General features: G+C 40.1%; 15 protein-coding genes. 1 reads left to right on the forward strand and 14 read right to left on the reverse strand.

Features of this window, described 5'->3' with window-relative positions; translation table 11 throughout:
* Nucleotides 1-19 precede the first annotated feature (19 nt).
* Entirely contained in the window at nt 20-2290 is a 2271-nt protein-coding gene (locus tag NYF15_RS16260) for a DNA internalization-related competence protein ComEC/Rec2 (RefSeq protein WP_371354119.1), read from the reverse strand.
* Between NYF15_RS16260 and NYF15_RS16265 the strand changes: the two genes are divergently transcribed.
* Nucleotides 2270-2776, forward strand: coding sequence for a DUF2062 domain-containing protein (locus NYF15_RS16265; RefSeq protein WP_062568995.1), 507 nt, complete (start codon nt 2270-2272; stop codon nt 2774-2776). The genes NYF15_RS16260 and NYF15_RS16265 overlap by 21 nt on opposite strands.
* Nucleotides 2777-2893: 117 nt before the next feature.
* On the opposite strand, the gene NYF15_RS16270 is transcribed toward NYF15_RS16265, so the two are convergent.
* The 13 genes from NYF15_RS16270 to pepN all read right to left on the reverse strand — a co-directional run bounded on the left by NYF15_RS16270 (nt 2894) and on the right by pepN (nt 25861).
* On the reverse strand, nt 2894-4633 hold the full coding sequence (locus tag NYF15_RS16270; RefSeq protein ID WP_371354120.1) for a DUF3466 family protein: 1740 nt from the start codon (nt 4631-4633) through the stop codon (nt 2894-2896).
* Nucleotides 4634-4644: 11 nt separating this feature from the next.
* Nucleotides 4645-6555: an ABC transporter ATP-binding protein gene (locus tag NYF15_RS16275; RefSeq protein ID WP_371354121.1), complete on the reverse strand. Its 1911-nt coding sequence runs from the start codon at nt 6553-6555 to the stop codon at nt 4645-4647.
* A 14-nt stretch (nt 6556-6569) separates the two neighbouring features.
* Nucleotides 6570-6803: a glutaredoxin family protein gene (locus NYF15_RS16280; protein ID WP_341804263.1), complete on the reverse strand. Its 234-nt coding sequence runs from the start codon at nt 6801-6803 to the stop codon at nt 6570-6572.
* Nucleotides 6796-8913 (reverse strand): bifunctional 23S rRNA (guanine(2069)-N(7))-methyltransferase RlmK/23S rRNA (guanine(2445)-N(2))-methyltransferase RlmL, encoded by a 2118-nt coding sequence (rlmKL, locus tag NYF15_RS16285; RefSeq protein ID WP_371354122.1) that lies wholly within the window; start codon nt 8911-8913, stop codon nt 6796-6798. Before rlmKL ends, NYF15_RS16280 begins: the two co-directional genes overlap by 8 nt.
* A gap of 78 nt (nt 8914-8991) precedes the next feature.
* Nucleotides 8992-9522, reverse strand: a complete 531-nt coding sequence (locus NYF15_RS16290) for a cell division protein ZapC domain-containing protein (RefSeq protein ID WP_371354123.1) — start codon at nt 9520-9522, stop codon at nt 8992-8994.
* Nucleotides 9523-9643: 121 nt separating this feature from the next.
* Complete coding sequence (gene pyrD, locus NYF15_RS16295; protein ID WP_130149787.1) at nt 9644-10654, reverse strand: quinone-dependent dihydroorotate dehydrogenase; 1011 nt, start codon at nt 10652-10654, stop codon at nt 9644-9646.
* Between the two features lie 116 nt (nt 10655-10770).
* Nucleotides 10771-15609: an NAD-glutamate dehydrogenase gene (locus NYF15_RS16300; protein ID WP_371354124.1), complete on the reverse strand. Its 4839-nt coding sequence runs from the start codon at nt 15607-15609 to the stop codon at nt 10771-10773.
* 212 nt (nt 15610-15821) lie between these two features.
* Nucleotides 15822-18146: an RND family transporter gene (locus tag NYF15_RS16305; RefSeq protein WP_371354125.1), complete on the reverse strand. Its 2325-nt coding sequence runs from the start codon at nt 18144-18146 to the stop codon at nt 15822-15824.
* On the reverse strand, nt 18146-19153 hold the full coding sequence (locus NYF15_RS16310; protein ID WP_371354126.1) for a YCF48-related protein: 1008 nt from the start codon (nt 19151-19153) through the stop codon (nt 18146-18148). Before NYF15_RS16310 ends, NYF15_RS16305 begins: the two co-directional genes overlap by 1 nt.
* Before the next feature lie 120 nt (nt 19154-19273).
* Nucleotides 19274-20638, reverse strand: coding sequence for a DUF1329 domain-containing protein (locus NYF15_RS16315; protein WP_193988957.1), 1365 nt, complete (start codon nt 20636-20638; stop codon nt 19274-19276).
* 12 nt (nt 20639-20650) lie between these two features.
* Nucleotides 20651-22735, reverse strand: a complete 2085-nt coding sequence (locus NYF15_RS16320; protein ID WP_371354127.1) for a DUF1302 domain-containing protein — start codon at nt 22733-22735, stop codon at nt 20651-20653.
* Nucleotides 22736-23045: 310 nt separating this feature from the next.
* On the reverse strand, nt 23046-23267 hold the full coding sequence (locus NYF15_RS16325; RefSeq protein WP_062568984.1) for a DUF2835 domain-containing protein: 222 nt from the start codon (nt 23265-23267) through the stop codon (nt 23046-23048).
* Nucleotides 23267-25861, reverse strand: a complete 2595-nt coding sequence (gene pepN / locus NYF15_RS16330) for an aminopeptidase N (RefSeq protein ID WP_371354128.1) — start codon at nt 25859-25861, stop codon at nt 23267-23269. Before pepN ends, NYF15_RS16325 begins: the two co-directional genes overlap by 1 nt.
* Nucleotides 25862-25872: the final 11 nt, after the last annotated feature.

Raw genomic sequence — 25872 nt, forward strand, 5'->3', positions numbered from 1 at the left:
TGGGGGTAAAAACAAAACGTCAATCTTCTTCGAACCAATAACTTTGTGACTTACGAGCAAATTCTAGCTGGTAATCATTTTGATAAAAGGTGATTCGTATATGACCTAGGTTGGCCGTTGTAAATTGAGGTATATGGTGCTGCTGATAACGCTTTACAACCTCTGGATGAGGAAAATTCCACTGCCCTTGATAAGCAGCAGAGTGAATCACAATATCAGGCGCGACTCGCTCTATAAACTCAGAACTTGAAGACGTATTACTACCATGATGTGGACTTACCAAAACAGTGCTTTGTATACGCGCATTACTATCAACTAATGCTTGCTCTACCAATTTAGAAATATCGCCAGTTAATAATAATTGATGATTTTTACTCTCCACCATGATTATACAGGACTGATCATTTTTGTTGGTCGACAACGTGGAATGATTGATAGTTCTGACACTTAGATTTTCAATCTGAAAAAACACCTTTTCACAGGCCTGATCAAGGCCATTTGGATGAAATGTACTAAGCGTTTTACCAAAACCAGCAGCTTGCCAACTTTCAAGACCTCCTGCATGATCATTATCTTGATGGCTAACAACCGTAGCTATAATCTCAATATTATGACGTAAAATATAAGAACGCAGTACTGAGTTTATGTAATCAAACCGTCCAAAGTAGCGCGGTCCTAAATCGTAGATAAGTGCTTTTTGATTTGCACTAACCATAATCATAAGCCCATGACCAACATCAAACACATCTAACTTAAATTCACCTTTAGGTGTTAAATGCCAATCAATCAGTGCTAACGTTAATGGAAGAAAAACCAGTCGCTTATAAGGTGAGAAAAAGAGTATTACTAAAATGACATAGAACAATAAGAGTAGATTAAAGCTAGGTAAATAAAAGTTTAGCCATCGCCAATCTGAAGGTATTGAGGTTAGATATTGGTAGCCGTGATACAAAAATTCATCAAAAAATTGCCATAAAAAGCCCAAATCTACCAGTATTGATAAAAAGCAGTATGCTACTAATAGTGGCATTAATATTATACCTAGTAACGGCACCGCAATGAGGTTTATGAGCAAACCAATGACGCTAATCCCGCCAAAATAATAAAGCGTGATCGGTAACAACCCTAAGAACAAACCACATTGAACTATGACTAACTGTACCACCCCCCTTGCTAGCTTGAATTTTGGGTAAGAGCGGTAGTTCAATGTTAAAAAAATAATTATTACTGCAATAAAACTAAAGTAGAGCCCTGGATTTAATAAAGAAAAAGGATCAAAAAATAATAAAATAGTTAAAGCATACAGAATGGCTCGCCACCTTAGAGGCTGCTTTGCAAAGCTATAAATTATTAAATAGCAAGCTAACATCAACAGTGCTCGCGTTGCAGAGACAATAAAACCACTAAGGTAGACATAAAAAAATGCAAGCAATAACCCAATAACTACAAATAACTTATTAAGGTTATTTTGTTGATTATGCTTTACAGAAAATAGACCAAACAATAACTTGCTGGTATAAAAACCAATCGCGAATATTAGACCAATGTGTAAACCAGAAATAGCCAGTAAGTGACTTAAACCAAGTTCTTTTAAGTGAACTTTATCAGCGTCTTTGATTTTACTTCTGTCACCGGTCAATAATGCATAATACAGCCACTGCATCTTCATATTGTCTGTGATAGAAAATATAAAACCACGGTATGACTCACGGGTAGTAGATTTTTTCTGAGCTGAGACTAGCACGCTTTGACCTACAGAGCGGCCCTCATATAATACACGTTCGGACAGTGCAAAGCGCTCTGCATCAAATACATCAAAGTTCTTTACACTCCTAAATGGCTTTAGCTTTAATTTGCTGGTTAACACATCCCCTACGTAAAGCTCATTATCACTAATGACACTCAACATAGCAAAAGGCGTCGCTTTGAAGTTTTTATCCTGTTCTGATAAATCAATAATCTTCGCTTTTACGTAAAATGGAGATTGGCTTGAGTGAATGGATACGATTTCAATTTTTGCATCTACGACCTTATTTCTTTTCAAGTCCTTGTAAGGAAGACTATAAAAATAGTGGTAGTTAAGAAGTACAACCAAAATAGCGCAAATAAATCCTAACAAAACTGACGAAAAAGGCTTAAAATAGGCACCAGCTAAAACAATAGCAAAACTGAGTATATAAAACGCCGCAGTGTGCAAGGTATAAACGGTTATAAAACAACCGAATATAAACCCACTGCATAACCAAATAGATGTAAATGGTTGCTTTAAATGGCTAAAAAAACGATCCAACGGTTTTTACCCGATCATAACAAGGTAAGAGATCATAAATATTTAAGAATTTTTGGTCGTTTGTTGCATGATGCAAATTTGTGGCATCTTAATCGACGCTCAGCCCGCGGAGCATTTGCAGTCGGTTTGTTTTTTGCTTTCATCCCCGTTCCTTTTCAAATGGTTTTAGCTGCCGCACTTGCTATCCCTTTACGCGTTAATTTACCCATCTCGGTTGCGACGGTTTGGATAACAAACCCGCTGACTATGCCACCTATTTTTTATTGCTCATATATCGTTGGCACTATTGCACTTGCGCAACCACCACAACATTTTCAGTTTGAACCTAGCTGGCAATGGTTTTTAGACAGCCTGACAACAATTGGACCGGCATTTCTTGTAGGTTCACTCATCTGCGCCACAGCTGCAGCTATTATTGGTTATTTTGGAATCGATATGCTGTGGAAACGCTCGGTGCGCAAAGCTTGGCTACATCGCCATAAATAAAGTACCCAAATTAACAACGAATGTATAGACAAAAAAACCCAGCGAAAGCTGGGTTTTTAATGGTCACTCATTTTATACCAACATATTTAAGTATTATCGCATGTTGGTATCAGATTATTACTTTCTGAACGCGCGGCGTACTGCAGCAAGGGGCAGTAATAATAAAGTGTACCAAGGGAAGCTTGATGATTGACGCTCGTATTCTTCAATCTCTTGCGCAGGGCATTCTTCAACACTACCGCTGGTAGGTGTTAATTTAACGGCAACAGCAACACTTTCATATTCAATATTACCATCAACGTCTAACACAACATTACCAAATGAGTCTGTCTTCTCAACCGTTTTAGTTGCAACACCAAAAATCTCATTGTTGTTGTTAATTGCTTTCGCCTCAGCAACAGTATACTTAAAACGGGTCTCACCATCAGCTTCGTAACAAGGTAGTAAGCTATTTATGTTAACAATTTTGTCTTCACCAATTGTGTACATAAAGCCTTCTCGACGACGACTTGTTGAATTGAAAATATCAGTTTCACCTTCACCAACAATCACACCGTTGTCGTTAATGTCGTTTGCTAAAGAACTAGAGCTTGTGAAAAAGTCTGTCGGAAAAACAACGCTATTACTATTCTTATCGAAATAAAAGAACTTAGTACGAGTTCTATTTTCTATACGCTTATTGGCATAGCCAACAATGATATTATCATTATTAATTGCGAGCGCTTTACCGCCTACCCAGTCGTCATCTTGGTTAATAAACTGTTTTACTTCACCATTTTCAAAGTAAACAGGCATCGAATAACGTCTATCGTCGTAACGTACATCGGATGTGCCGGCAATCAGACCATTTTCATTTACAGCTAAGGCATTACTTCTAAAGGCAAAATCTTCGTCATCTTCAGGTGTAATTGCTAAGCCAAAAACCTCAGTGTTAGTAATGTTCAAGCTATTATCAAGTGTCCATTTAACTGCACGTTTATCAAATAAGCCTGTTGATATGTTTCTATCTAAACTTTCAATACAGTCCGATACTGGTTCATCTTCACCGTCACAGTTATCGTCAATGTCTTCTTGGCGGTCAACGGGTATGCCAGTCGATACGCTACCAACTACAATGTAACCATTATTGCTTTGCACGATATCAGTCGCGATACTTGTACCACCATACTCATTAAACTCGGGTACTAATGGCACTTTTACACCGTCAGGGCTTATTACAATACCACGGCTGATAAACTCACGTAAAAAGTGCGTTTCTTCTTCGTCTTCATCCGTTTGCGTAAAGGCTGTTTTTTCGTAAGGCGCACTGCCCCAACCAACCATTACGCCATCATCAGTGACTGCGTTTAATAAATTAGTCGTCGAGCGAGTCAAACCGTCATAATCAAGTGACTGTTCATCAAAAAGAACTTGCTCAGAAGCGCCTTCAGCTGTGTATACCGTAGTAAGCGCACTTGATATTTTTTGATACTCAGAATTAGTTAAACGACCAGATCGAGCATCTGTTACAAAGGAGATCATAAACGCATGTGCATCTGCATTGGTATTTACAGCATCGTTATTTTCAATATCATCGAGTGTAAATGTGATCTCTTTGTCGATAAGTTCATAGCTAGCTTTGGTTGCATCGTATGCATTTCTAATCGCGCTATCTTCAAAATCGATATAAGAGATATCAATAGGTAGTCGATAGACACCATTCGCTAAACCAATAATATGACCGTTTTCACTGGCATCGGTAATATAGCTGTGTTTTGCACCGTCTAATCGACCTAGCTCAGTCAATTGATAAGTTGCGCTCATTGCTGAGGTGCTAAGAGTCGCTAATATACTGGCAGCGAGTAATTTATATTTCATTTTAATCCTTACTACTGATTCTTTAATTCTTCGAGTTCTTCCCAGCGCTCAAATGCGGCTTCAAGCTCAGACTCTAACTGGGCTAATTGGTTCAATGCGTCTGTTGTAATAGCAGCGTCTTGCTTAAAAAAGTCAGGGTCATTAACGACAATTTGCTGAGCTTCGAGTGCTTTTTCTAGTTGCTCCACTTTACTGGGTAATTCTTCTAATTCAAGTTTTAATTTGTAAGAGAGTTTATTACTTTTCTTTTGTGGTTTTTCTTGCTGACTACTCGTTTCAGGCTTTTCCTGTTTTATCTGCTGTAGTTGCTTTTCTTGTTCTGCTAAATAAGCAGCGTAGGCCTCGTAATCACTATAGCCGCCTACGATATCTGAAATTTTTCCTTGGCCTTCAAATGCCCACACAGAACTACAGGTATTATCGATAAACTCACGGTCATGGCTAACAATTAATACCGTGCCCTGATATTGATTAATAATATCTTCAAGTAATTCTAGGGTTTCAATGTCTAAATCATTGGTTGGTTCATCAAGTACCAGAATATTAGACGGTTTTAAAAATAACTTTGCTAACAACAAACGATTTTTCTCACCACCTGAAAGCGCTTTAACAGGCGTACGCGCTCTTGCCGGTGGAAATAGAAAGTCCTGAAGGTAACCTAATACATGACGAGAGCGCCCGCCCATCATCACCTCTTGTTTGCCTTCAGCAACATTATCTTGCACGGTTGCTTCTTCATCAAGTTTTTGACGGTACTGATCAAAATACGCAAACTCGAGGTTTACGCCTTGCTTCACACTTCCACTATCAGGTGCTAAATCACCAAATAAGATTTTTAATAAAGTGGTTTTGCCAATACCATTCGGACCGACAAGGCCAATACGGTCGCCACGCATAACAAGTGTCGAGAAATCTTTCGCAATCACTTTATCCTTAAATGCATGGGCAATATGTTTTGCCTCAAATACCAGCTTTCCTGAACGATCAGCCGTTTCTATATTGAAATCTGTTTTACCAACTTGATCAACACGCTGTTTACGCTCTTTACGTAAGGCTTTAAGAGCACGGACTCGTCCCTCGTTGCGGGTTCTTCGTGCTTTGATCCCTTGGCGTATCCACGCTTCTTCCTCTGCTAGACGTTTATCAAATAACGCATTCTGTGTTTCTGCAACTTTTAAATCATGCGCTTTTTGCTCAAGGTAAGCGGCATAGTTACCAGGGTATGAAACGAGCTTACCGCGATCTAAATCAAGAATACGGGTTGCAACAGCACGAATAAAAGCACGGTCATGAGAAATAAAAACGATACCGCCTTTAAACTCTTTTAAGAATTGCTCAAGCCAAATAACACTACTCATATCTAAGTGGTTAGTCGGCTCATCAAGAAGGAGTAAATCAGGCTCACTAACAAGTGCTCTGGCTAGAGCGACCTTACGCAACCAACCGCCAGATAGCGATTCCAGCTTTGCTTCTGGGCTTAATTCTAAGCGAGATAAAACCAGTTGAATGCGCGTATCAAACCGCCAACCATCAACCGTTTCTAGTTGATTAGATAAACGTTCTAATTTATTCAGCAGTTTATCGTTATAATCTGTCTGCATTTGATTGCTAACTTGGTGATATTCAATCAGTAAGTTCGCTATATCAGGCATGCCTTGAGCAACATAATCAAAAACAGTCCCTTCGGCTCCTTTAGGTGGATCTTGCTCTAAACGCGAAATACGGATACCGCCTAATTGGTTTATTTCACCATCATCTAATGTTACTTGGCCATCGAGCACTTTCAGTAAGGTCGACTTACCCGCGCCATTTCTACCAACAATACAAACACGTTCACCCGACTCAATGACTGCATCAGCATCATCAAGCAGTGGGTGTGTACCATAAGCAAGTTGTGCTTTGGCTATTCTGATTAAATCCATCGTGATTACTACTCTTATTCTTTGTTATCAGCAATAAACTGCGCCAATGCGACAGTATCAAAAGGCCAAAATAATTTATTGCCTTGGCTGCTTTCAACAACCGGAATACTTGTTTGATAAAGCTCAATTAATTGTTCATTATCCATAATATCTTTTGCTGCAAACGGTATATTTGCAGCACTTAATAACTCATCTGCCAGCTCACATAAATGACAACCATCGGTGTGATACAAAGTAAAATTAGCCATGGGTGATAAGCCAACTATTATGAATTTGCTTATTACGCTTAAAGTCTGGCGACAGTGTTTTCGCTGAAATATTTTCAGCTTTTAAACCTAAGCCCATCAGCCCGACTTCGTCTAAGTTAAAGCCTCGTTTATTGTTAGAAAAAATCAACGTGCCATTCGGACTTAAAATTTTCTTAACCCATGTGAGTAACTTAATATGATCGCGCTGTACATCAAATGCATCTTTCATACGTTTTGAATTCGAAAACGTCGGAGGGTCTAAAAAGATGAGATCGTATTGGCCCTGCGCATGCTCTAACCATTTTAAACAATCAGCTTGTTCAAAACGATAACGAGTATTGCTAATACCATTGAGGTCAAAGTTTTCTTGCGCCCACTTTAAGTAGGTTTTAGACATATCTACTGTAGTAATCGCTTTTGCACCGCCAATAGCTGCGTGAACCGAAGCACTGCCAGTATACGCAAACAAGTTTAAAAAACGTTTACCGTGTGCATTTTGCTGAATATAACGTCGTGCCAAACGGTGGTCTAAAAACAATCCTGTATCTAGATAATCAAATAGGTTAACTTTGAATTTAGCGCCAAACTCTTCAACCACTTGCGTACGGTTTTGTTTTGATACCTTGGTATATTGCTCTTCGCCTTTTTGTTTTTTACGCACTTTAACAGCGATATTCTCAGACGCGACTTCTAACTGTTCTGCGGTTAGACTGATTACATCTTGCAGACGTTTTTGTGCTGTATTGTCATCAATCTCTTTTGGAGCAGCATATTCAAAAATAACTGCTGAATCATCGTAAATATCAACAGCTACGTTATATTCAGGAATATCTGCATCGTAAACACGATAACAGCTCACTTCATTTTGCTTTAACCAGTTCTTTAAGTTTTGTTTATTTTTCTTTAAGCGGTTTGCAAATGCTGTTGAGCCTTCATAATTAAGCGCTGGCTTGTCTTCTTTGCTTAACTCGACTTGTTTATCGTCAAGTTGATAGAGATTTAGAACAACATCTAACGGGCCATTTTTAAATTTATAACGTTTAAGTTTTACTAACTTTAACAATTTAAATAGGCTTTCGTCAGTCCCAAGCAAGGCTAGCTTCCAATGATTAAAGTGCTTTTTGAAACCCACACCTAAACCTCGGTGTAAGTTAACTAACTCTGCCATCGAGCCTAAACGTTCACCATAAGGTAGGTTAGAAATCACCACGCCTGGTAGTTTAGCCACGGACGTTAGCTTGGTCGCATCACTTTGCTTAAACTTAATAATAGTGCCAAGGTCTGCACGCTCAGCATTTTCTTGCGCCTTTGCGATTACACTGCCATCAATGTCATGACCAATAAGCCATAATTTAGGATCAGTAATTTGAGCCGTTAACTCCGCTTTTAATTCTTTGTATTTCTGTAAGCGGAAACTAGGTAAGCGCTCAAAAGCAAACCCCTCACGGAATAGCCCTGGCGCTTCATTGCGTGCCATGCTGGCCGCTTCAATCAAAATAGTGCCTGAACCACAACATGGGTCAAATAATGGTTGTTGTACGTTCTCAAGCCAACCACTTCGTTTTACTAGAGCAGCAGCCAAATGTTCTTTGATTGGTGCTTTACCTTGATCTTGACGATAGCCACGCTCAGATAAACGCGGGCCTGAATAATCAATATAAAGAGCAACACCATGACGATTTAGCCGTGCGACCACTCTTACGTTTGCATTAAATTTATCGACATTTGGTCGTTGTTCATAAAGATCTGCAAAATAATCAACGATAGCATCTTTTACAACCAGCCCAGAAAACTGCGTGTTTTTTAGATCGTGATTCGTACCTGTAAAATCCACTGCGAATGTTTGCTTTGGACCAAACCATTCTTGCCAAGGTTGTAATCGCGCAAAATTGTAAAGGCTTTCTTTGTCCTTAACACCTTCTTTTTCTTCTATCAGCATCATGATACGCGTCGCAAAACGACTCGATAAACAGATCTTTTGTGCTAATAAACTATCTGCTTCAAAACGTACAGAGCCCACGGTTTGTTTAGAGACTTCTGCACCGAGTTCGGTAAGTTCATCAACAAGTAAATTTTCAATTCCGATAGAAGTAAGTGCGATAAATTGCAAAGTAAAAACCCTTAAATGCTAATTGCGCAGGATTATAGCATAGCTTAGCGAACAAAAACGCCATCAATTAAAGGGATATTATGCTGTTTTGAAGTGTTTTTGCTGGATATAAACAGGATGGATACGATTGTTAAGAACTTTAATAGCTTCAAACTGTTGCAATGACAAGTTTTCATCTAACTGAAAGTGCTCACTTAAGTTGATACATACAGACGCATCTGATGAATGGTCAACAATCAGAAACTCGCCTTCTTGTGCTTGTGAGCACAACTTTACTACAGCCTCAACACTTGGCTCGCTACCCATATATTCATGGAAAAACCAGCTTTTAGCTAGCACAGGCTTTAAATGAAACTTAACAGCTGTCGCGTTGAGTGAAATTTGGCAAAGCTCTGCAGGATTCCATAACGAAAAGGTTTCAAGATACTGATAGACTTGCTGATAAAATGCAGCATCTTCAAGGCTGAAATTAGGCTCTTCAAGAACAGCATCGGTAAGCTGACGAAGTTTATAGGGCGTGCAGAGTTGCATGCCTTGGTCAAGGTCGACCAAAAGGCGATTATTTTTAGAACAAGCAAGCCACTTCCATTGCTTTGATGCTTGTAACATGACTCCTCCTTAAACTAAAAATTCCTCTTTACTTAGCACACTATTATAACGAAAGTAGACCATTAATAAAATGATTTTTTAGAACATTTTATTAATGATCAATCGCTTAGATAACCGATCCTTATAAGCCGTTAAGGATCGTTTTTACCAATTCTGGGCCTTTATAAATAAAGCCAGTATAAACTTGAACAAGGTCTGCTCCTGCTGCAAACTTTTCTTTTGCAGAGTCAGCATCATCGATACCACCCACACCGATGATAGGTAGCTTGCCTTCGGTTAAGCGCTTAAGCTCACTAACCACGTGGGTTGAGCGCTCACGCACTGGCTGACCAGAAAGGCCGCCCGCTTCATTTGCGTATTGTTGACCTTGTACCATAGCGCGCTCAAGTGTTGTGTTTGTCGCAATAACGCCGTCGATCTTATTATTGATCAAAGACTCACTTACTTGCGCAATTTGAACTTCATCCAGATCTGGAGCGATCTTAACCAGCATTGGCACTTGTTTGTTATGTTTAGCAACTAAATCAAGCTGCTCATTTTTTAAACTTTGCAATAAGTCATCTAGCGCTTCACCATATTGTAAATCACGAAGACCTGGCGTATTTGGTGATGAAATATTTACTGTGATATACGATGCATGCTCAAATACTTTTCGCATACAGTGAATGTAATCATCTTTACCCTGCTCGTTTGGTGTATCTTTATTTTTACCAATATTAATACCTAGAATACCGTCATATTTCGCCGCTTTAACATTGTTAACTAGGTTATCAACACCCTTATTGTTAAAACCCATACGATTGATAATCGCATTTGATTCAGGTAAGCGGAAAATACGAGGCTTGTCGTTACCTGCTTGTGGGCGTGGTGTAACAGTACCAACTTCGACAAAACCAAAGCCCATTTGCGCAAAGGCATCAATACACTCTGCATTTTTATCTAAGCCCGCGGCTAAACCTACTGGATTTTTAAACTCCAGTCCTAAGAAGTTAACGGGTTTATTAGGGACAGTTTGTGACCACGCAGCACTCAATGGCGTATCAGCAAATCGGCGTAAGTTATTAAGTGCAAATTCATGAGCCCACTCCGCATCACGAGTAAACATAAAACGGCGAGCTAAATCATAAAACATGGCTTGTTGTTCCTTAGGTAAAAATAAACAAGGTAGCCGCTTAAAACGGACCATTGCAAATTAAGGGCAAAAAAATACCCCAGCGAGCTGGGGTATGTATTTTAACGACTTTTCATTTATTTGGAAGTGTCACAGTTGTGGCTTAACAACATTAGTTCACGAAGTGCTACTGAGAACTTAGCAAAATCGTGACTTTGCGATGTTTTAAACTCAGATAACATTTGTTTCCAACGTTGTAATAGTAGATCTTGGTTGTCCATCCACTCATCGATTTGTGCATCAATATCTTTGCTGTCTGCTGCAAAGCTATTAAGTACTACAGCTGATAATGTACGTTGTTGCCAATCAAGCTCTTCACGGTATGACGCACGGGCAAGTGCTTGCCAATGGTTCGCAACCGGTTGATTAGTAATTTGATCCAAGAACCAATGTAAGCCCATACGTGCACCAAGCTTGAAGTAGGTATTAGATACCATATCAATATCGCGATTTGAGTTATTGGCAATTTCTGCTAAATCCATTACAGAGAATAAGCTAGAAAGTGACACAACACGAGTTGCAAGCGCTTTTGGAACACCGCTTTCAATTAATTTATCAGCAGCTTTAACTAGACGCTCACTTTCTTTGTCAACCATGTAGTTGTTTAAGTTATCACTTAAATCAGCAAATGTTGGTGCAAAGAATTCAATTGCTTGCTCAATGGTTTGTGCTTTGTTGCGATGACGTAAGAACCAACGTGTTGCACGACGAACCGTACGGCGAAGCTGATAAAGCATTTCTGTTTGTACAGCTGCTGGGATCTTATTATCTAATGCAACAATTGATGACCACGTTTCTGGCATTTGGAACACTTCTTTCGCAATTGAGTAGCAAAGTGCGATTTCAGCTTCGTTTGCACCTGTTTCTTCGTGCATACGAACCATGAAGTTAAGGCCCATATCATTAACGATATTATTAGCAAGTTTCGTTGCGATAATTTCTTTACGAAGTGGGTGGTTATCCATCGCATCGTTGAACTTCTCACGAAGTGGTACTGGGAATGAGTTAACCAACAGCTGACGGTAATATGGGTTCTCAGTAATTTCATCAACAACAAGCGACTCTTTAAGAACCATCTTCGCATAAGAAACAAGTACAGATAACTCTGGTCGAGTTAAATCTTTACCCGCCGCTGCGCGCTCTGCAAGCTCTTCATCTGTTGGAATAAACTCGATTGCACGGTTTAGTTTACCCTCTTTTTCAAGAGCGTGAATAAAGCGTACTTTCTCTTTAAGCGTTGATGCGCCTTTAGATTGTGTAATCGACAAAGTATGTGTTTGACGGTAACAATCTTTCAATACCAATTGCGATACTTCATCAGTCATCGAATAAAGCAGCTCATCACGTTGTTTACGTGTTAAGTCACCTTCAGCCACTAAGCCGTTTAGTAAGATCTTAATATTTACTTCGTTATCTGAACACGCAACACCACCTACGTTATCGATGAAGTCCGTATTTACGCGACCACCTTTGGCAGCAAACTCAATACGACCCAGTTGAGTTGCACCTAAGTTACCACCCTCACCTAAGATCTTCGCACCAAGCTCTGCGCCATTGATACGTAATGCATCATTTGCGCGGTCACCCACATCTGCATCCGTTTCTTTAGAGTTCTTGATGTAAGTACCGATACCACCATTCCACAGTAAATCAAACTCCATCATTAACGCTGCTTTGATTAACTCGTTAGGTGTCATGCTCGCTTTTTTAGTGCCAAGCATTTTCTTCATTTCTGGGCTTAAGCTAATTGATTTAGCCGCACGAGAGAATACGCCACCACCTTGCGAAATTAGCTCTTTATTGTAATCTTCCCATGAAGAACGCGGTAAGTTAAATAAACGCTCACGCTCAGGGTAAGATGTTGCTGCATCTGGATTCGGATCAACGAAGATGTGCATGTGGTTGAATGCCACTTGTAAGCGAATATGCTTAGAAAGCAACATGCCGTTACCAAATACGTCACCCGCCATGTCACCGATAGCAACAACTGTGAAATCAGTCGTTTGACAGTCAATATCCATCTCACGGAAGTGGCGTTTAACAGATTCCCACGCACCTTTAGCTGTGATCCCCATTTTCTTATGGTCATAACCTACTGAGCCACCTGATGCGAATGCATCACCTAGCCAGAAGTTATACTCATTTGCGATACCGTTTGCGATATCAGAGAAGGTTGCAGTCCCTTTATCGGCAGCAACAACTAAATATGGGTCATCTTCATCGTGACGAACAACATCAACTGGTGGAACAATCTCACCGCGTTCGATGTTATCTGTGATATCTAATAAACCACGGATGAAAATTTTGTAACACTCTTGGCCTTCTTTGAAGAACGCTTCACGGTCAGTCGGTAGTTGTTTACATACGAAACCACCTTTTGAACCCACTGGTACAATAACGGTATTTTTAACTTGTTGTGCTTTAACAAGGCCCAGTACCTCAGTACGGAAGTCTTCACGACGGTCAGACCAACGTAAGCCACCACGTGCTACTTTACCACCACGTAAATGCACACCCTCAACGCGCGGCGAGTATACGAAAATCTCGAACGCAGGCAGTGGTAATGGCATTTCTGGGATCATTGAAGGCTGAACTTTGAACGATACATATGACTTAAATTGGCCATCCGCTTCTTTTTGGAAGAAGTTCGTTCTTAAGGTTGCATTGATCATATCAACGTATAAACGGATGATACGGTCATCATCAAGGTTCGCTACGTTTTCAAGCTCTAGGTAAACTTGGCTTACAAGCTTCTCAAGCGCCTTTTCACTTCCTGGGTTCTTAACTGAGAACTTTTTAGTGAATAAGTTAACGATTTGCGATGCGATATGTGGATAATTTGCAAATGTGCTTTCAATATAAGTTTGCGAGAAAGTCACACCAATTTGACGCATGTATTTAGCATAAGCGCGCAGAATAGATGCTTCACGACCTGTTAAACCGCCCATTAATACTAAACGATTAAAACCATCGTTCTCTAGGCGGTTATTCCACACATTTGTTAGTGCAGCACGGAAACGCGCAGACACTTTATCAAAGTCAGCAATACCTTTGTTGTCAATTAGCATGGTGAAATCCATGATCCAATTAACCTTGCCATCTGTCGTTTTAACTGAGTAAGGCGTTTCACCCACTACACGTAAACCAAAGTTTTCAAGCATTGGCATAACGTCAGATAAGTGAATTGGCTCATCTTTGTGGAATAAGCTTAAACGAACAACATTTGTATTCGCTTCTTCTTGTGGACGGTAGAACAACATTTCTAATTTGTTTTCGTCGTTAAGAAGTTCAAGCTTTTCAATATCAACAACCGCAGCGCTTGGCAGAACTTGATCTTTATACGAGCTGGCAAAAGCTTGTGCATATTTACGGTTAAGCTCTTTACCGCGGGCTTCACCTGCACTTTCAAGTAACGCAGATTGTAGTCTATCTTCCCAAGTACGGGCAGCTTCAATTAAGTTGTTTTCGATGTCTTTCACGTTATATTCAATATTATTGTCAGTCACACGCACCGTGTAATGTGTACGGGCTAATGTTGACTCAGAGAAGAAAGTAGTAAATTCGACTTTATCGTCAGAATTAAATGCGTTTGCTAAAATACGTTGTGTTTCACGACGTAGTGCGGTGTTATAACGCTCACGTGGCACATACACCATACATGAGAAGAAACGACCATAGGCATCTTTACGAACAAAAATACGACACATATCGCGTTCTTGTACTTGTAAAACACCCATAGCTACTTCGAGTAGCTCTGTTTCACGTGCTTGAACAAGTTCATCACGTGGGTAGGTCTCTAAAATATTTAATACCGCTTTGTAGGCATGGGTGCCTTTTGCAAAGTCACACATTTCCATGATGCGATTGATTTTGCTTTTCAGAACAGGCACATCGGTTGCGCTGTTGTTATAAAAGCTAGATGAGAATAAACCAAGGAAACGGTCTTCACCAATCACATTGCCTTCATCATCAAAACGTTTTATACCTACATAATCAATGTATGCTGGACGATGAACACGAGAAACAGAGTTTGTTTTAGTCAAAATAAGTAAATTACTGCTGCGTGCTTCTTGGCGAGCAACTTCAGGTAATTCAGATAAAAGACGACTGTGCTCTTCATCAGTGTTTTTCATTAGACCAAGGCTTGTGCCTTTTTTACCTTTTAACTGATAGTCACCTTGAACAGGAGAAAGCTCATATTCACGGTACCCCATTAGTGTAAAGTTATCTTTTGCTAACCAGTCTAGAAACTCAACCGTTTCAGCAACTTCGTCTTTGTTATTATTATGGTGACGGTTTGGTAAGTCCTTAGTTACAGCAACTAGCTTTTCGCGAATTGGCTGCCAGTCTTCAACAGCAATAGATACATCAACAAGGACAGACTCAAGCTCTTTTTTGAAAGACTCGATTACTTTAGCATCAGTTTGGCGGTCTATTTCAATGAAGAAAACCGTTTTAGTCGAGGTTGATTCCTGCTCAGCTTTTAAACTAGAAATACCCGTGATTTTTTCATTCTTATCACGTTGAATTTTAAGCGGAGAGTGAAGTAGCAGGTGAGAAGCGATATTTTCGCGAGTCATCGCCATACGCACAGAATCAACTAAGAAAGGCATATCTTTAGCGATAATTTCGACAATTGTGTGCGATGACTGCCAGCCATCTTTTGCAACTTCAGGATTGAAGACACGGACAACCGCGTCATCAGAATTATTTTTTTCTAGCGAGTTCCATAGGCTTAGTGCAGCGCCATATAAGTCACTATCGTTGCGATGTGCCAAATCCTCTTTAGACATATTGCTGTACAAGGCTTTGGCGAATTTCTCAACGAGTAACACATTATCAGCGTGAACTTTTTTCTGGATCAGCTTACAGACATTATCTAAGATAACCGAGGCTTGCCCTTCATTTCGTGTCATTGTATGTTCCTTAATCTATACTACTTATTGATTAGTAGAATATTTGTACAGCCATTTATTAGCGTGGAGTCAGGTAAATTCTAACTCTTTTACAGCTAATAAACAGCCTTTTCGATGAAATCATTTTAAGCTTTTCAGCTATTTGGTCATCTATTCACAAAATATAGATATAAATGGCCATTACTGGCCATATTGGAGCACAATTATTCACATTATTTTTTCTGGTCAGTCCAGAGGAAACTACCTATTGCAGGTAAAAGTAATACGGCACCCAACATATTCACTAAGAACATAAAGGTCAGTAGGATCCCCATATCAACTTGGAACTTCAAATCAGAGAAAATCCATGTACTCACACCAATGGCTAAGGTGATACCTGTGAATAACACCGCACTGCCTCGCTCTACTAACGCATTACGATAAGCAACCTCAAGTGCAACACCTTGTTTTAGCTGCCCCATCATTGATGAAAGAATATAAATGCCATAGTCAACACCAATACCTACACCTAAAGCAATAACTGGCAATGTTGACACTGTTAAACCAATTTCAAGCTGCACCATCAACGCTTGTGCTAGGGTCGATACGATATACAAAGGTAGTACCACAGCAACAGTGGCTTTCACACTTCTAAAGCTAATTAAGCATAGCATGATGACGGCACCGTAAACGTAAAGCATCATGGGAAGTTGTGCCGCTGAAACTGATTCATTGGTAGCTGCCATCACACCCACTGGGCCTGAGGCAAGCTTGAACTTCAATTTATCGGTTTCCTCTTTAGCCGCAAACTCTTTTACTTTAGCAACCACATGATCAATAGTTTCGGCTTTGTGGTCTTCTAAGAAGAAAATCACAGGCATAACAGAGCAGTTACCATCAAGTAAGCCTGAGCTTGTTTCAACTCTTGCTGTTGATTGTACCAAGCTTGCTGTATTACGCGGTAAGCTTTGCCACTTTAAATTACCTTCATTAAAGCCAGCATTCACTGACTGCGCGACAGAACTTAAACTAACTGCTGATTGCACACCAGGCACATTTTCCATTTGCCATTGGAAACGGCTGATACGTTCCATCACATCATGTTCTGTACACGCAGCAGGATAGGCTTCAACAATAACTTTTAAAATATCGGATGAAATGGTGTATTTATCTGAAATCAAGAAAGTGTCTTGGTTATATCGTGCATCTTGATGAAGCGATGGCGCACCAGCGTGTAAGTCACCAATACGCATTTTATCTGCTTGCCAGTAACCAAAAGCAAACAGTATCACTGTAAGTCCGATGATTAGCCGTGCCGTTTTAGGGTCTGTTGCTTTAACCAGTATCTCGCGTAAATTATCAAGAACATTTGGCTTATCTGAGTGTGTGCCAGATTGGATACGCACTGAGCCTTCAAACTGCATGTATGATGCCCAGACTGGAAGCAAAATTAAGTTCGTGAAAATAATCACCGCCACCCCTAAGCTCGCCGTGATCGCAAGTTCACGAATAATACCGATATCAATAGTGAGTAACGTTAAGAAACCAACTGTATCTGATAACAGTGCAATACCACCAGGAATTAATAAAGCCCTAAAACTTGCTTGGCAACAAACTCGCGTGCTGCTGCCACCGCATACTTTCTTGCCAATATCGTTAATCATTTGCACACCATGGCTCACACCAATTGCAAACACTAAAAATGGCACCAGAATAGACATAGGATCTAAACCAAAACCAAGCGATGACAGTAAGCCAAGCTGCCAAACCACCGCAATAATAGAGCAAGCGATCGGTAAAATAGTGAGTTTTAAGCTATGGCAGAATAGCCAAACCATTACAAACGTAAAGGCTATTGCAATTGCAAAGAATAACAGTACGCCTTTGGCACCCTCTGCGACATCTCCCGCCATTTTCGCAAAACCAATAATATGAATACTGACTTTATCCGTGCTTAGAGGTTCACGTACTTGCGTTTCTAGCTTTTCTGCAAACGCTAAAGTATCGAGCTTTTCTTGTGTTTGTGGATCAGTTTCCAATAACTGAGCTGTTACCATGGCGCATGAATAGTCGCTGGCAATCATACGGCCAACGACTTTGGCTTTTTCAATGTTCTCTTTTACAACGGCAAGTCCACGTTTATCCGCGGTAAAGTTTGCCGGTATGATTGGCCCCCCGGCAAAACCATCTTCAACGACTTCGACGAAACGGGCACTGGGGGCAAAAATTGAATTAACTAACGGACGATTTACACCAGGAATAAAGTAAAGCTGGTCATGAACAGCTTTAAGCTGGGTGAAAAATTCTTCATTAAAAATATCACCATCTGCATCACAGACAGAGATCAAAATGCTGTTAGCTCCACCAAACTGTTTTTCATGCTTGGTGTAGACCTTCATGTAGTCATGATTAAGTGGAATATTTTTATTAAATGACGCATCTAATTGAATCTGCGTTGCTTTAAAAAGTAAAAAACAAGTAATTAATGCAAAAGAGATAATCGCAAATAAACGGTGACGGAATACCGCCTTTTCTAAAAAATCTAAAAAACCACGCATTACGGATTCAACTCCTTCACTTTAATACCATCTTCTGAAGCCATAATGAGTTTATTTTGAAATACAACACCATCAAGTAGAGACTTGCCATCATCCATTTGTTCTTCAGTTAGTTCATCATTTTTAATATGAAAAATGACACCGCTATTGGCAAACAGCAGCCATTCGTTATTGTAGTTAATTGCACTGTTTACTGTTGCGAAATTGTCTGTGTGGATTTGTTGCCATTGTTCACTGCCTGCTTGACGAGTAAAAATATTCCCTCTTAAACCTGCAACTAAGTCTTCTCCTTGAGATTGATCTGCAGTTGACGCAAACGTAAAGAAAGACCCCATATATATTTCTTCTAGACGTTGCCACGTGCCACCGTTATCAAAACTTTCAGCCATCAACCCCATTTCACCAACCAATATTAAACGATCATTGGTTTTCACAATGCGGTTAAAATGTGGAAGAATCGAAGCTGTCTCATACTCATACCCTTCTGGGTCACTCTTTTTTAGTTCATTAAGGTATGCACGGTCTTCTTCAAAAAGTAAGCTATCTAAAAATCGTTTTTGCCATTTCTGGCCACCATCCTGCGTTTCAAAAAACATGCCGTATGCACCCACAGCATAGCCATGCTTTTCTGAGGTGAAAAGTATATCTAAGCAAGGCTTATCCATATCTGGAAGTGCTTGCTGAAGCTGCCATGTTTTGCCCGCATCCGTAGTATTAATAATAGTGGCATCATGACCACATGCCCATCCTAGGTGCTTATTATAGAAATCGACTGCGGTGAGTAAAACTTGCGTTGGAACACTGGCTTGCTGCCATGATTGTGCATCGTTACTGGTGATTACGACGCCGTGTTTTCCAACAGCCACTAATTGATCATCAATTAGTTCAATATCTGTGAGGAGTGTTTTGTCTGCATTAACAGCACTAATAGCATGTTCTAGTTGGGGCATGTCCTGAGAAAAACATGAAGCACTATAAGCAAGACAAGCATAAAGCAAATACTTCATAAGGGTAAATCGCCTTCGAAAAGATAAATGAGTAAGCCATAAGTCACGTGTTAAACCAATTGTGCCTAATTGACTAATATGAATTGCAAAGGCACCTGATAAAACAGGTGCCTATTTGGATTAACGGCCTTCGCGGCGAAGTGCGCTTGACGTAAACTCGTTATCGTTAAATGATTGTGAGAAGTCATACATCTTCTCTTGGTTATCTAAACCAATAGCCAAATAACGACGTGAATTAAGATCATGGTAAACTTCTAAGGTACTCCAGTGAGTTGGTACTTCATAGTAGTTTAGGCCATGGGCCATCGCCACACGATACATTTGGTCACGATTATCATATATATCTGCTACGTGAACTTGCCAGCTGTCTTCATCAATATAGAACACACGTTTTTTATAAATGTGACGAGTGCCCTCTTTTAAGTTAGCTTCAACAACCCAAACACGGTGCTTCTCATAACGAACGTATTCAGGGTTGATATGACCTGCTTGCAAGATATCATCGTATTCAAGCTTATCGCTGTGCAGTTTGTAGCTGTTATATGGAATATAAAGCTCCTGCTTACCTTTTAACGTCCAGTTATAACGGTTTGGTGAACCATTAAACATATCGAAGTCATCGGTAGTACGTAAACTATCTGCTGCAGTACCTGGTGCATCATATGCCACGTTTGGCGCACGACGAACACGACGCTGACCAGAGTTATAAGTCCACGCTTGACGAGGTGTTAAAATTTGGTCCATGGTTTCATGGACAAGTAATGCAGTACCAGCAAGACGCGCAGGTTCTGTTACTTTTTGCTTAAACTTGAATAGAATGTTTGATTCTTGAAGTTTTTCAGGTGTCGCTTTTGGATCTGAATACTCAACTAATAGTTGCTCATCAAAGCCAACATAATTATATGAGCCTGATGCTGTTGGTGCAGCTTGTCCACCAAAACGTTCAATAGATAAACCTCTAAAACGTAATAGATGATTCCAGATAGCCTCTAAGCCATCCTTAGGAATAGGAAACGGTACACCAACCGCCGTGTTTTTAATACCATTACCACCTTCAACCAACTCAGCTGTCGTTGCATATTTTTTAGTTGCATCATAAACAAACTGAGGATAAGAAGCGCTACGGCGAGTTTGATAAATATTCATTTTGAACGTATCAGGATATGTTTTGAATAGTTCAATTTGACCAGGGCTTAGGTATTCTTTGTATTTATCTACGTTTGACTTATCAATGGTAAATAAAACTTTATCTTCAGCGTATGGGTCTGGGTGGTGCATTCCCGCTTTATAACTAGCAGGAGGTGTTGTAATTCCCCCTGTCCAAGCTGGAATAGAACCATCTTTATTCGCCGCTTTCTCTGCACCGATTGGTGTTAAATCATTACCTAAACGTGCTGCTTCATCAGCGGTAATTTTTGCAAGTACACTTGAGCTTGCGAAAACACTGCAAAAAGCTGCAGCAATGAGGGTAGGTTTTCTAATAATCATAATTTACCCTTAAATTGAATATTTGATATTGAAAGAAACATAATCGCGGTCAGAGAATGTATTCGTCGCGCCACCACCCCAGAATGAGTTGTAGCTAAAGTCGAACGACCACGCATTTTGATAGTTGAAGTTCATAGTTACACCGAGTGATTTACGGTCTTCAACAAATAAGAACATTGGGTCTGGTGTAATACCATTCACGTCATGTGAAAATACAAAACGAGGGGAAAAGTTCACACCGTTAAAGATATTGAAATAATCACCCTTTGCGATTAAACGGTAGCCCCACGCTGATGCAGTTGGGAAAGGGTTTGTCTCTGGGCCATTAGAAAGACCTAAGTGCAGTGTAGAATAATCGTCAGCCAATGGACCTTGGATAACGCCACTACGCCCTGTACCTGCCACGTTTAAACGAAGCTCATCATATTCCGGCATATTATTAATTCGTACACCACCAATTTCACCGACCACAGCCCAGCTATCAGCACCTAAAGATGGCCCAAATAAATGAGTCGCCGTGAATTGCAATTGCGCAGTATTACGTAAAATAAAGCCTTGTGCTAATTCACCAGGACCGACAACGCTTGTTGCATCACCTGGGCTCATTTGTGAGATACCGGCAAAATCAGGGCGGATACCTGCAACAGCTAATTGCTCAGGCATACCAGCATAAAGTAACTCTACGTCATCAATTTGCAAAGGCTCATCTTGACGGAAGGCAAACTCACCCGCAAATGCGGTTTCGCCTAACGAAGTATTAAAGCTTAAACCGTAAAGCTTAATATCTTCAGGGTATTCTAATTGGCCCTTAGTAAACGCTTGTAATCCAGTTACATTATCTTCAGTAATTTCAGTGCTAAGTAACATACCAATATCAGACGCAATTGCTGCGCTTGTAAAATTAGAAACTTGACCTGATATTACCGGACGACGGCTATGATAGTTGATGTGATATAGCGCAACTTCAGTATCATTTAGCTCAGGTAAAAACATACCTAAACGTAAACCATATTGACCACCATCATCAGGCTCACTCTTACCTGCGTTGCCCTTACCTTTTAACGCCACTTTAGTTGGGTAAGCTAAGTACAGCTGTGCCATCATCGCTTGGCCTTGCGCTGATGTAGGATCGACTCCTTGCGAGCGCACAATGTCATCTAAACTATTTAAGCTTTCTGTTAAGAATGCTAAATCAATGTCAGGGTTTGAGGTAAAACCAAGTTGGATATTTTGTTGGTAACCATTCTCTGATGCAAAATCATTGGTTGAGAAGTAAGTACCCGCAGCAGGAAGACGTGTCTCGTGCCACTCGTACTGATAAAACCCTTCTAAAGTAAGGTTATCGGTAATACCGAGCGATGCCCAAAGCATACCCACAGGGATGAACGCTTCTTTAAGCTCAGCACCAGGTGCTTTAAGGCGGTCAATATCAACCGGGTTGACATTAATACCATGAGAGATCAGTGTACTTTCACCCCAGTTTACGACTTGTTGACCTAAACGGATAGATAGCGGGTTACGCCCTTCATTTAAATCGAAGTTAGCCCAAACGTAGGCATCTAAAAGTCGCAGGTCCGCACACACTTGTTCTTTAGTATCGTCATCATCACATGGATCGACTTTTTGCCCAGAAGTTGGATTGTTATAAGCGAAGTCGCCATCCATCAAAGCAAAATCATAGAAGTACATGAAGCGTGTGAAGAAGCCATAGTTATCTTTGCTAATTGATAACTCATGGTTGCCTTTTAATAGCTTTGAAAACGAATCGCCACTATCGAAGTTTAAGTTACCAGCATCACCGTTATTTGAATATGCACCTGGCTGGTTCCAAACATCCGCAGACGAGTAGATAGGATGTAAAGCTGAGTGATAGCCGGTCCAATCGAATGACGGGTTATTACTTTTACCTATATGCTGAAAGTCGCGGTCTTCAACACGAATGCTCTGTCCATAAGAAAAACTAGAGTCAAAACGGACGTCAAAATCCCCTAACTCAAAAGTTGCCGCGTGCAAAGCAGTGCTTGAAAGCCCAAGGGTTGCTGCCGCAAGCCCCAGTGCTATTTTGTTTTTAACAAAAAGCGAGCGTTTTATCATTGTGTTCATCCCCCTGTAACGGGTTGTTTTGTGATCAAATTGTTGTTTTTAGTATCTTTCTAACGATAGAAGCGAAATAGTAAAAATACAATATAGAACGCGTTCAATCGGTTAATATTTATTTAATTATGTGACGTTTACGTATTGGTAAGACGTCATACCAGATAATTTATACACGTAAATTAACAATAGAACAAACCGAATTAACAAAAATATAATAAATTTAGTTAATTGGGGACAGCAAAGTACGGTTAATTTTAGAACAAAATACCGTACTTTGAAGAAGAGTTATAAATTAGATTTCATGCTTTTAGCTGACTTTCTCAAGTTTAAGGAATCTGTTTTGCTCAGTGAGTATCAGCCTAAAGCGCCCTCTTATTCCTATCGAAGAAATAAAAGGACGCAAATGTTCAGCATCGAAACGAACTGTTTTACCACCATCTTCCGTCACTTGGACTGATTTATATTTACCATGATAATAATCTAAACATTTAGAGTAACTCAGGTAGAGCGAAAAATAGTATTCGTTCATTAACTAGCAAGTGCCTTCTCTACTTTTTCATATAAGTCGTCACTTAAACCATCCAATGACGCTAGCCGAGTAAGTTGTGCCTTCATCGCCGCTGAGCGATTGTCGTCATAGCGACGCCATGACATGAAAGGTGTCAACATTCTTGACGCATTCTGTGGGTTTATTTCATTAAGCTTAACCAATAGATCACCCAATAACTGATAGCCCTTGCCATCTGCACGATGAAATTGCGTAATATTAAAATGACTAAAACTACCCACTAATGCTCGAACACGGTTAGGGTTGCCAAAATCAAAACTTGGGTGCTCATATAAACCTTTAATTTCATCGATACAGGTATCAGTATCATTCATCGCCTGTAAGGCAAACCACTTATCCATTACCAGTACATCATGACGCCACTTGGCATCAAATTCACTCAATAAACGCTCGCCAAGAGAATGATTTGCTTTCACCACAGCACCCAGTGACGCGAGCACATTTGTCATATTCGCGCTATTTGCAGCTTCAATGATTAGCTCATTGATAGCTGGATCAGGTGTTTTAGCTAAGTAATGCAAACAAACTTGTTTTAATGCTCGCACCGCAACAGCGTCAGCAGACGTTGACCCATCATCTTCGAGTGATTGATAACAATTCGTTAAGGACTCTGAAAGACTCGATGCAATTTGTTTTTCAAACGCATTTAATACATCAATAATATTATCAACAGGAATGACTTTGTATTCAGCAGCCAGGGTATCGTAGCTTGGTAACTTAAGTAATTCAGCAATCAATGCTAAATCACCTTCACGCTTAGTAATAAGCGTATCGAATGTATTAATAACCGACGGCGATAACTCGTTATTACCCGACGAAATCGCTGTTTTAATTTCATTGGTCAAAAGACGTTGTTGCGCATCCCAGCGGGAGAAGTCACTACGAGCAAAACGCATTATATGCAGTAAATCCTCAGCCGAACTTGATTGATTGACAACACAAGGGGCCGAGAAGTCTTCCAATAAAACAGCAACAGGTCGCTCTGCGAGTCCTTCAAAAACAAATTGTTGCTTCTGTTTAGTTACATTCAATACTGAATCATGGGCTTGATCATTAACTACCAGTGGTAATGACTCCCCCGCCGGATTCAATAATTCAATAGCAAATGGAATATGCAACAGATCATTCTCAGGTTGATTGTCTGGTGCGAACTGCTCAATTGTTAAAGTAAACGTTTGTTTTTCGCCATTGTACTGTTGCTCAACATTCAGTTTTGGAGTGCCAGCTTGACTATACCAACGTTTAAATTGGCTTAAATCAATGCCTGACGCATCATTCATAGCAGCGACAAAGTCATCACAGGTCACAGCTTGTCCATCATGACGCTCGAAATAGAGTGACATGCCTTGCTGGAACTTCTCTTCGCCCAATAAAGTGTGCATCATACGAATAACTTCAGCGCCTTTGTCATAGACTGTAACAGTGTAGAAATTATTCATTTCAATCACTTTTTCAGGGCGAATTGGGTGCGCCATAGGCCCAGCATCTTCGCTAAACTGGTGAGTACGCATAACCTTAACCGCGTCGATTCGGTTAAGTGCTCGTGAGCCTAAATCACTACTAAATTCTTGGTCACGAAAGACCGTTAAGCCTTCTTTTAATGATAGCTGGAACCAATCTCGACACGTTACACGGTTACCGGTCCAGTTATGAAAATACTCATGGCCAACGATAGACTCAATGGTATGGTAATCTTTATCTGTGGCCGTCTCTTGGTTGGCTAGTACGCATTTGCTATTAAAGATATTTAGCCCTTTATTTTCCATCGCACCCATATTAAAAAAGTCGACAGCAACAATCATGTAAATATCTAGGTCATACTCAAGATTAAAACGCTCTTCATCCCACTGCATTGACTTTTTAAGTGAAGACATTGCATGCGGGGTTTTAGCTAAATTTCCTTTATCGACAAATAATGCCAGCTCTACGTTACGACCAGACTTAGTTGTGTACTGATCACGCAAAACATCAAAATCCCCTGCTACTAAAGCGAACAAGTAACTTGGTTTTTTGAATGGGTCTTGCCATTTTACAAAATGACGACCGTCATCCAATGTGCCAGCGTCAATTTGATTACCATTTGATAATAAATGAGTGTATTTCTGGTCCGCGATAATGGTGACATCAAAGCTGGCTAAAATATCAGGGCGATCCATGTAATACGTGATTTTTCTAAAACCTTGCGCTTCACATTGCGTGCAATACGCACCGCCAGATAAATACAACCCTTCAAGTGATGTATTTGTTTGTGGATCAATATGATTTTCTATTTTAAGTGTAAAGCTGTCAGGTAAATGATGGATAATCAGCTTTTCATCTTCAAGTGTATAATCATCGTATTGTTCATTATTTACAGATAATGAAATAAGCACTAAATCCACACCATCTAATATTAGATCGGCCTCGGTATTATCCGTACGACTCACCGTCATTGTCGATTGCACTGTGGTTTTTAATGGTGCTAATTCGAAGCGTAAATCGATATGGTGAATTGAAAATTGTGGGGCTTGGTAATCTTTTAGATATTGAGCTTGAGGTTTATTCGTTACAGACATAAAAGGCTCCA

The organism is Pseudoalteromonas sp. 68 DY56-GL68 (genome assembly GCF_041414825.1).
Lineage (GTDB): Bacteria > Pseudomonadota > Gammaproteobacteria > Enterobacterales > Alteromonadaceae > Pseudoalteromonas.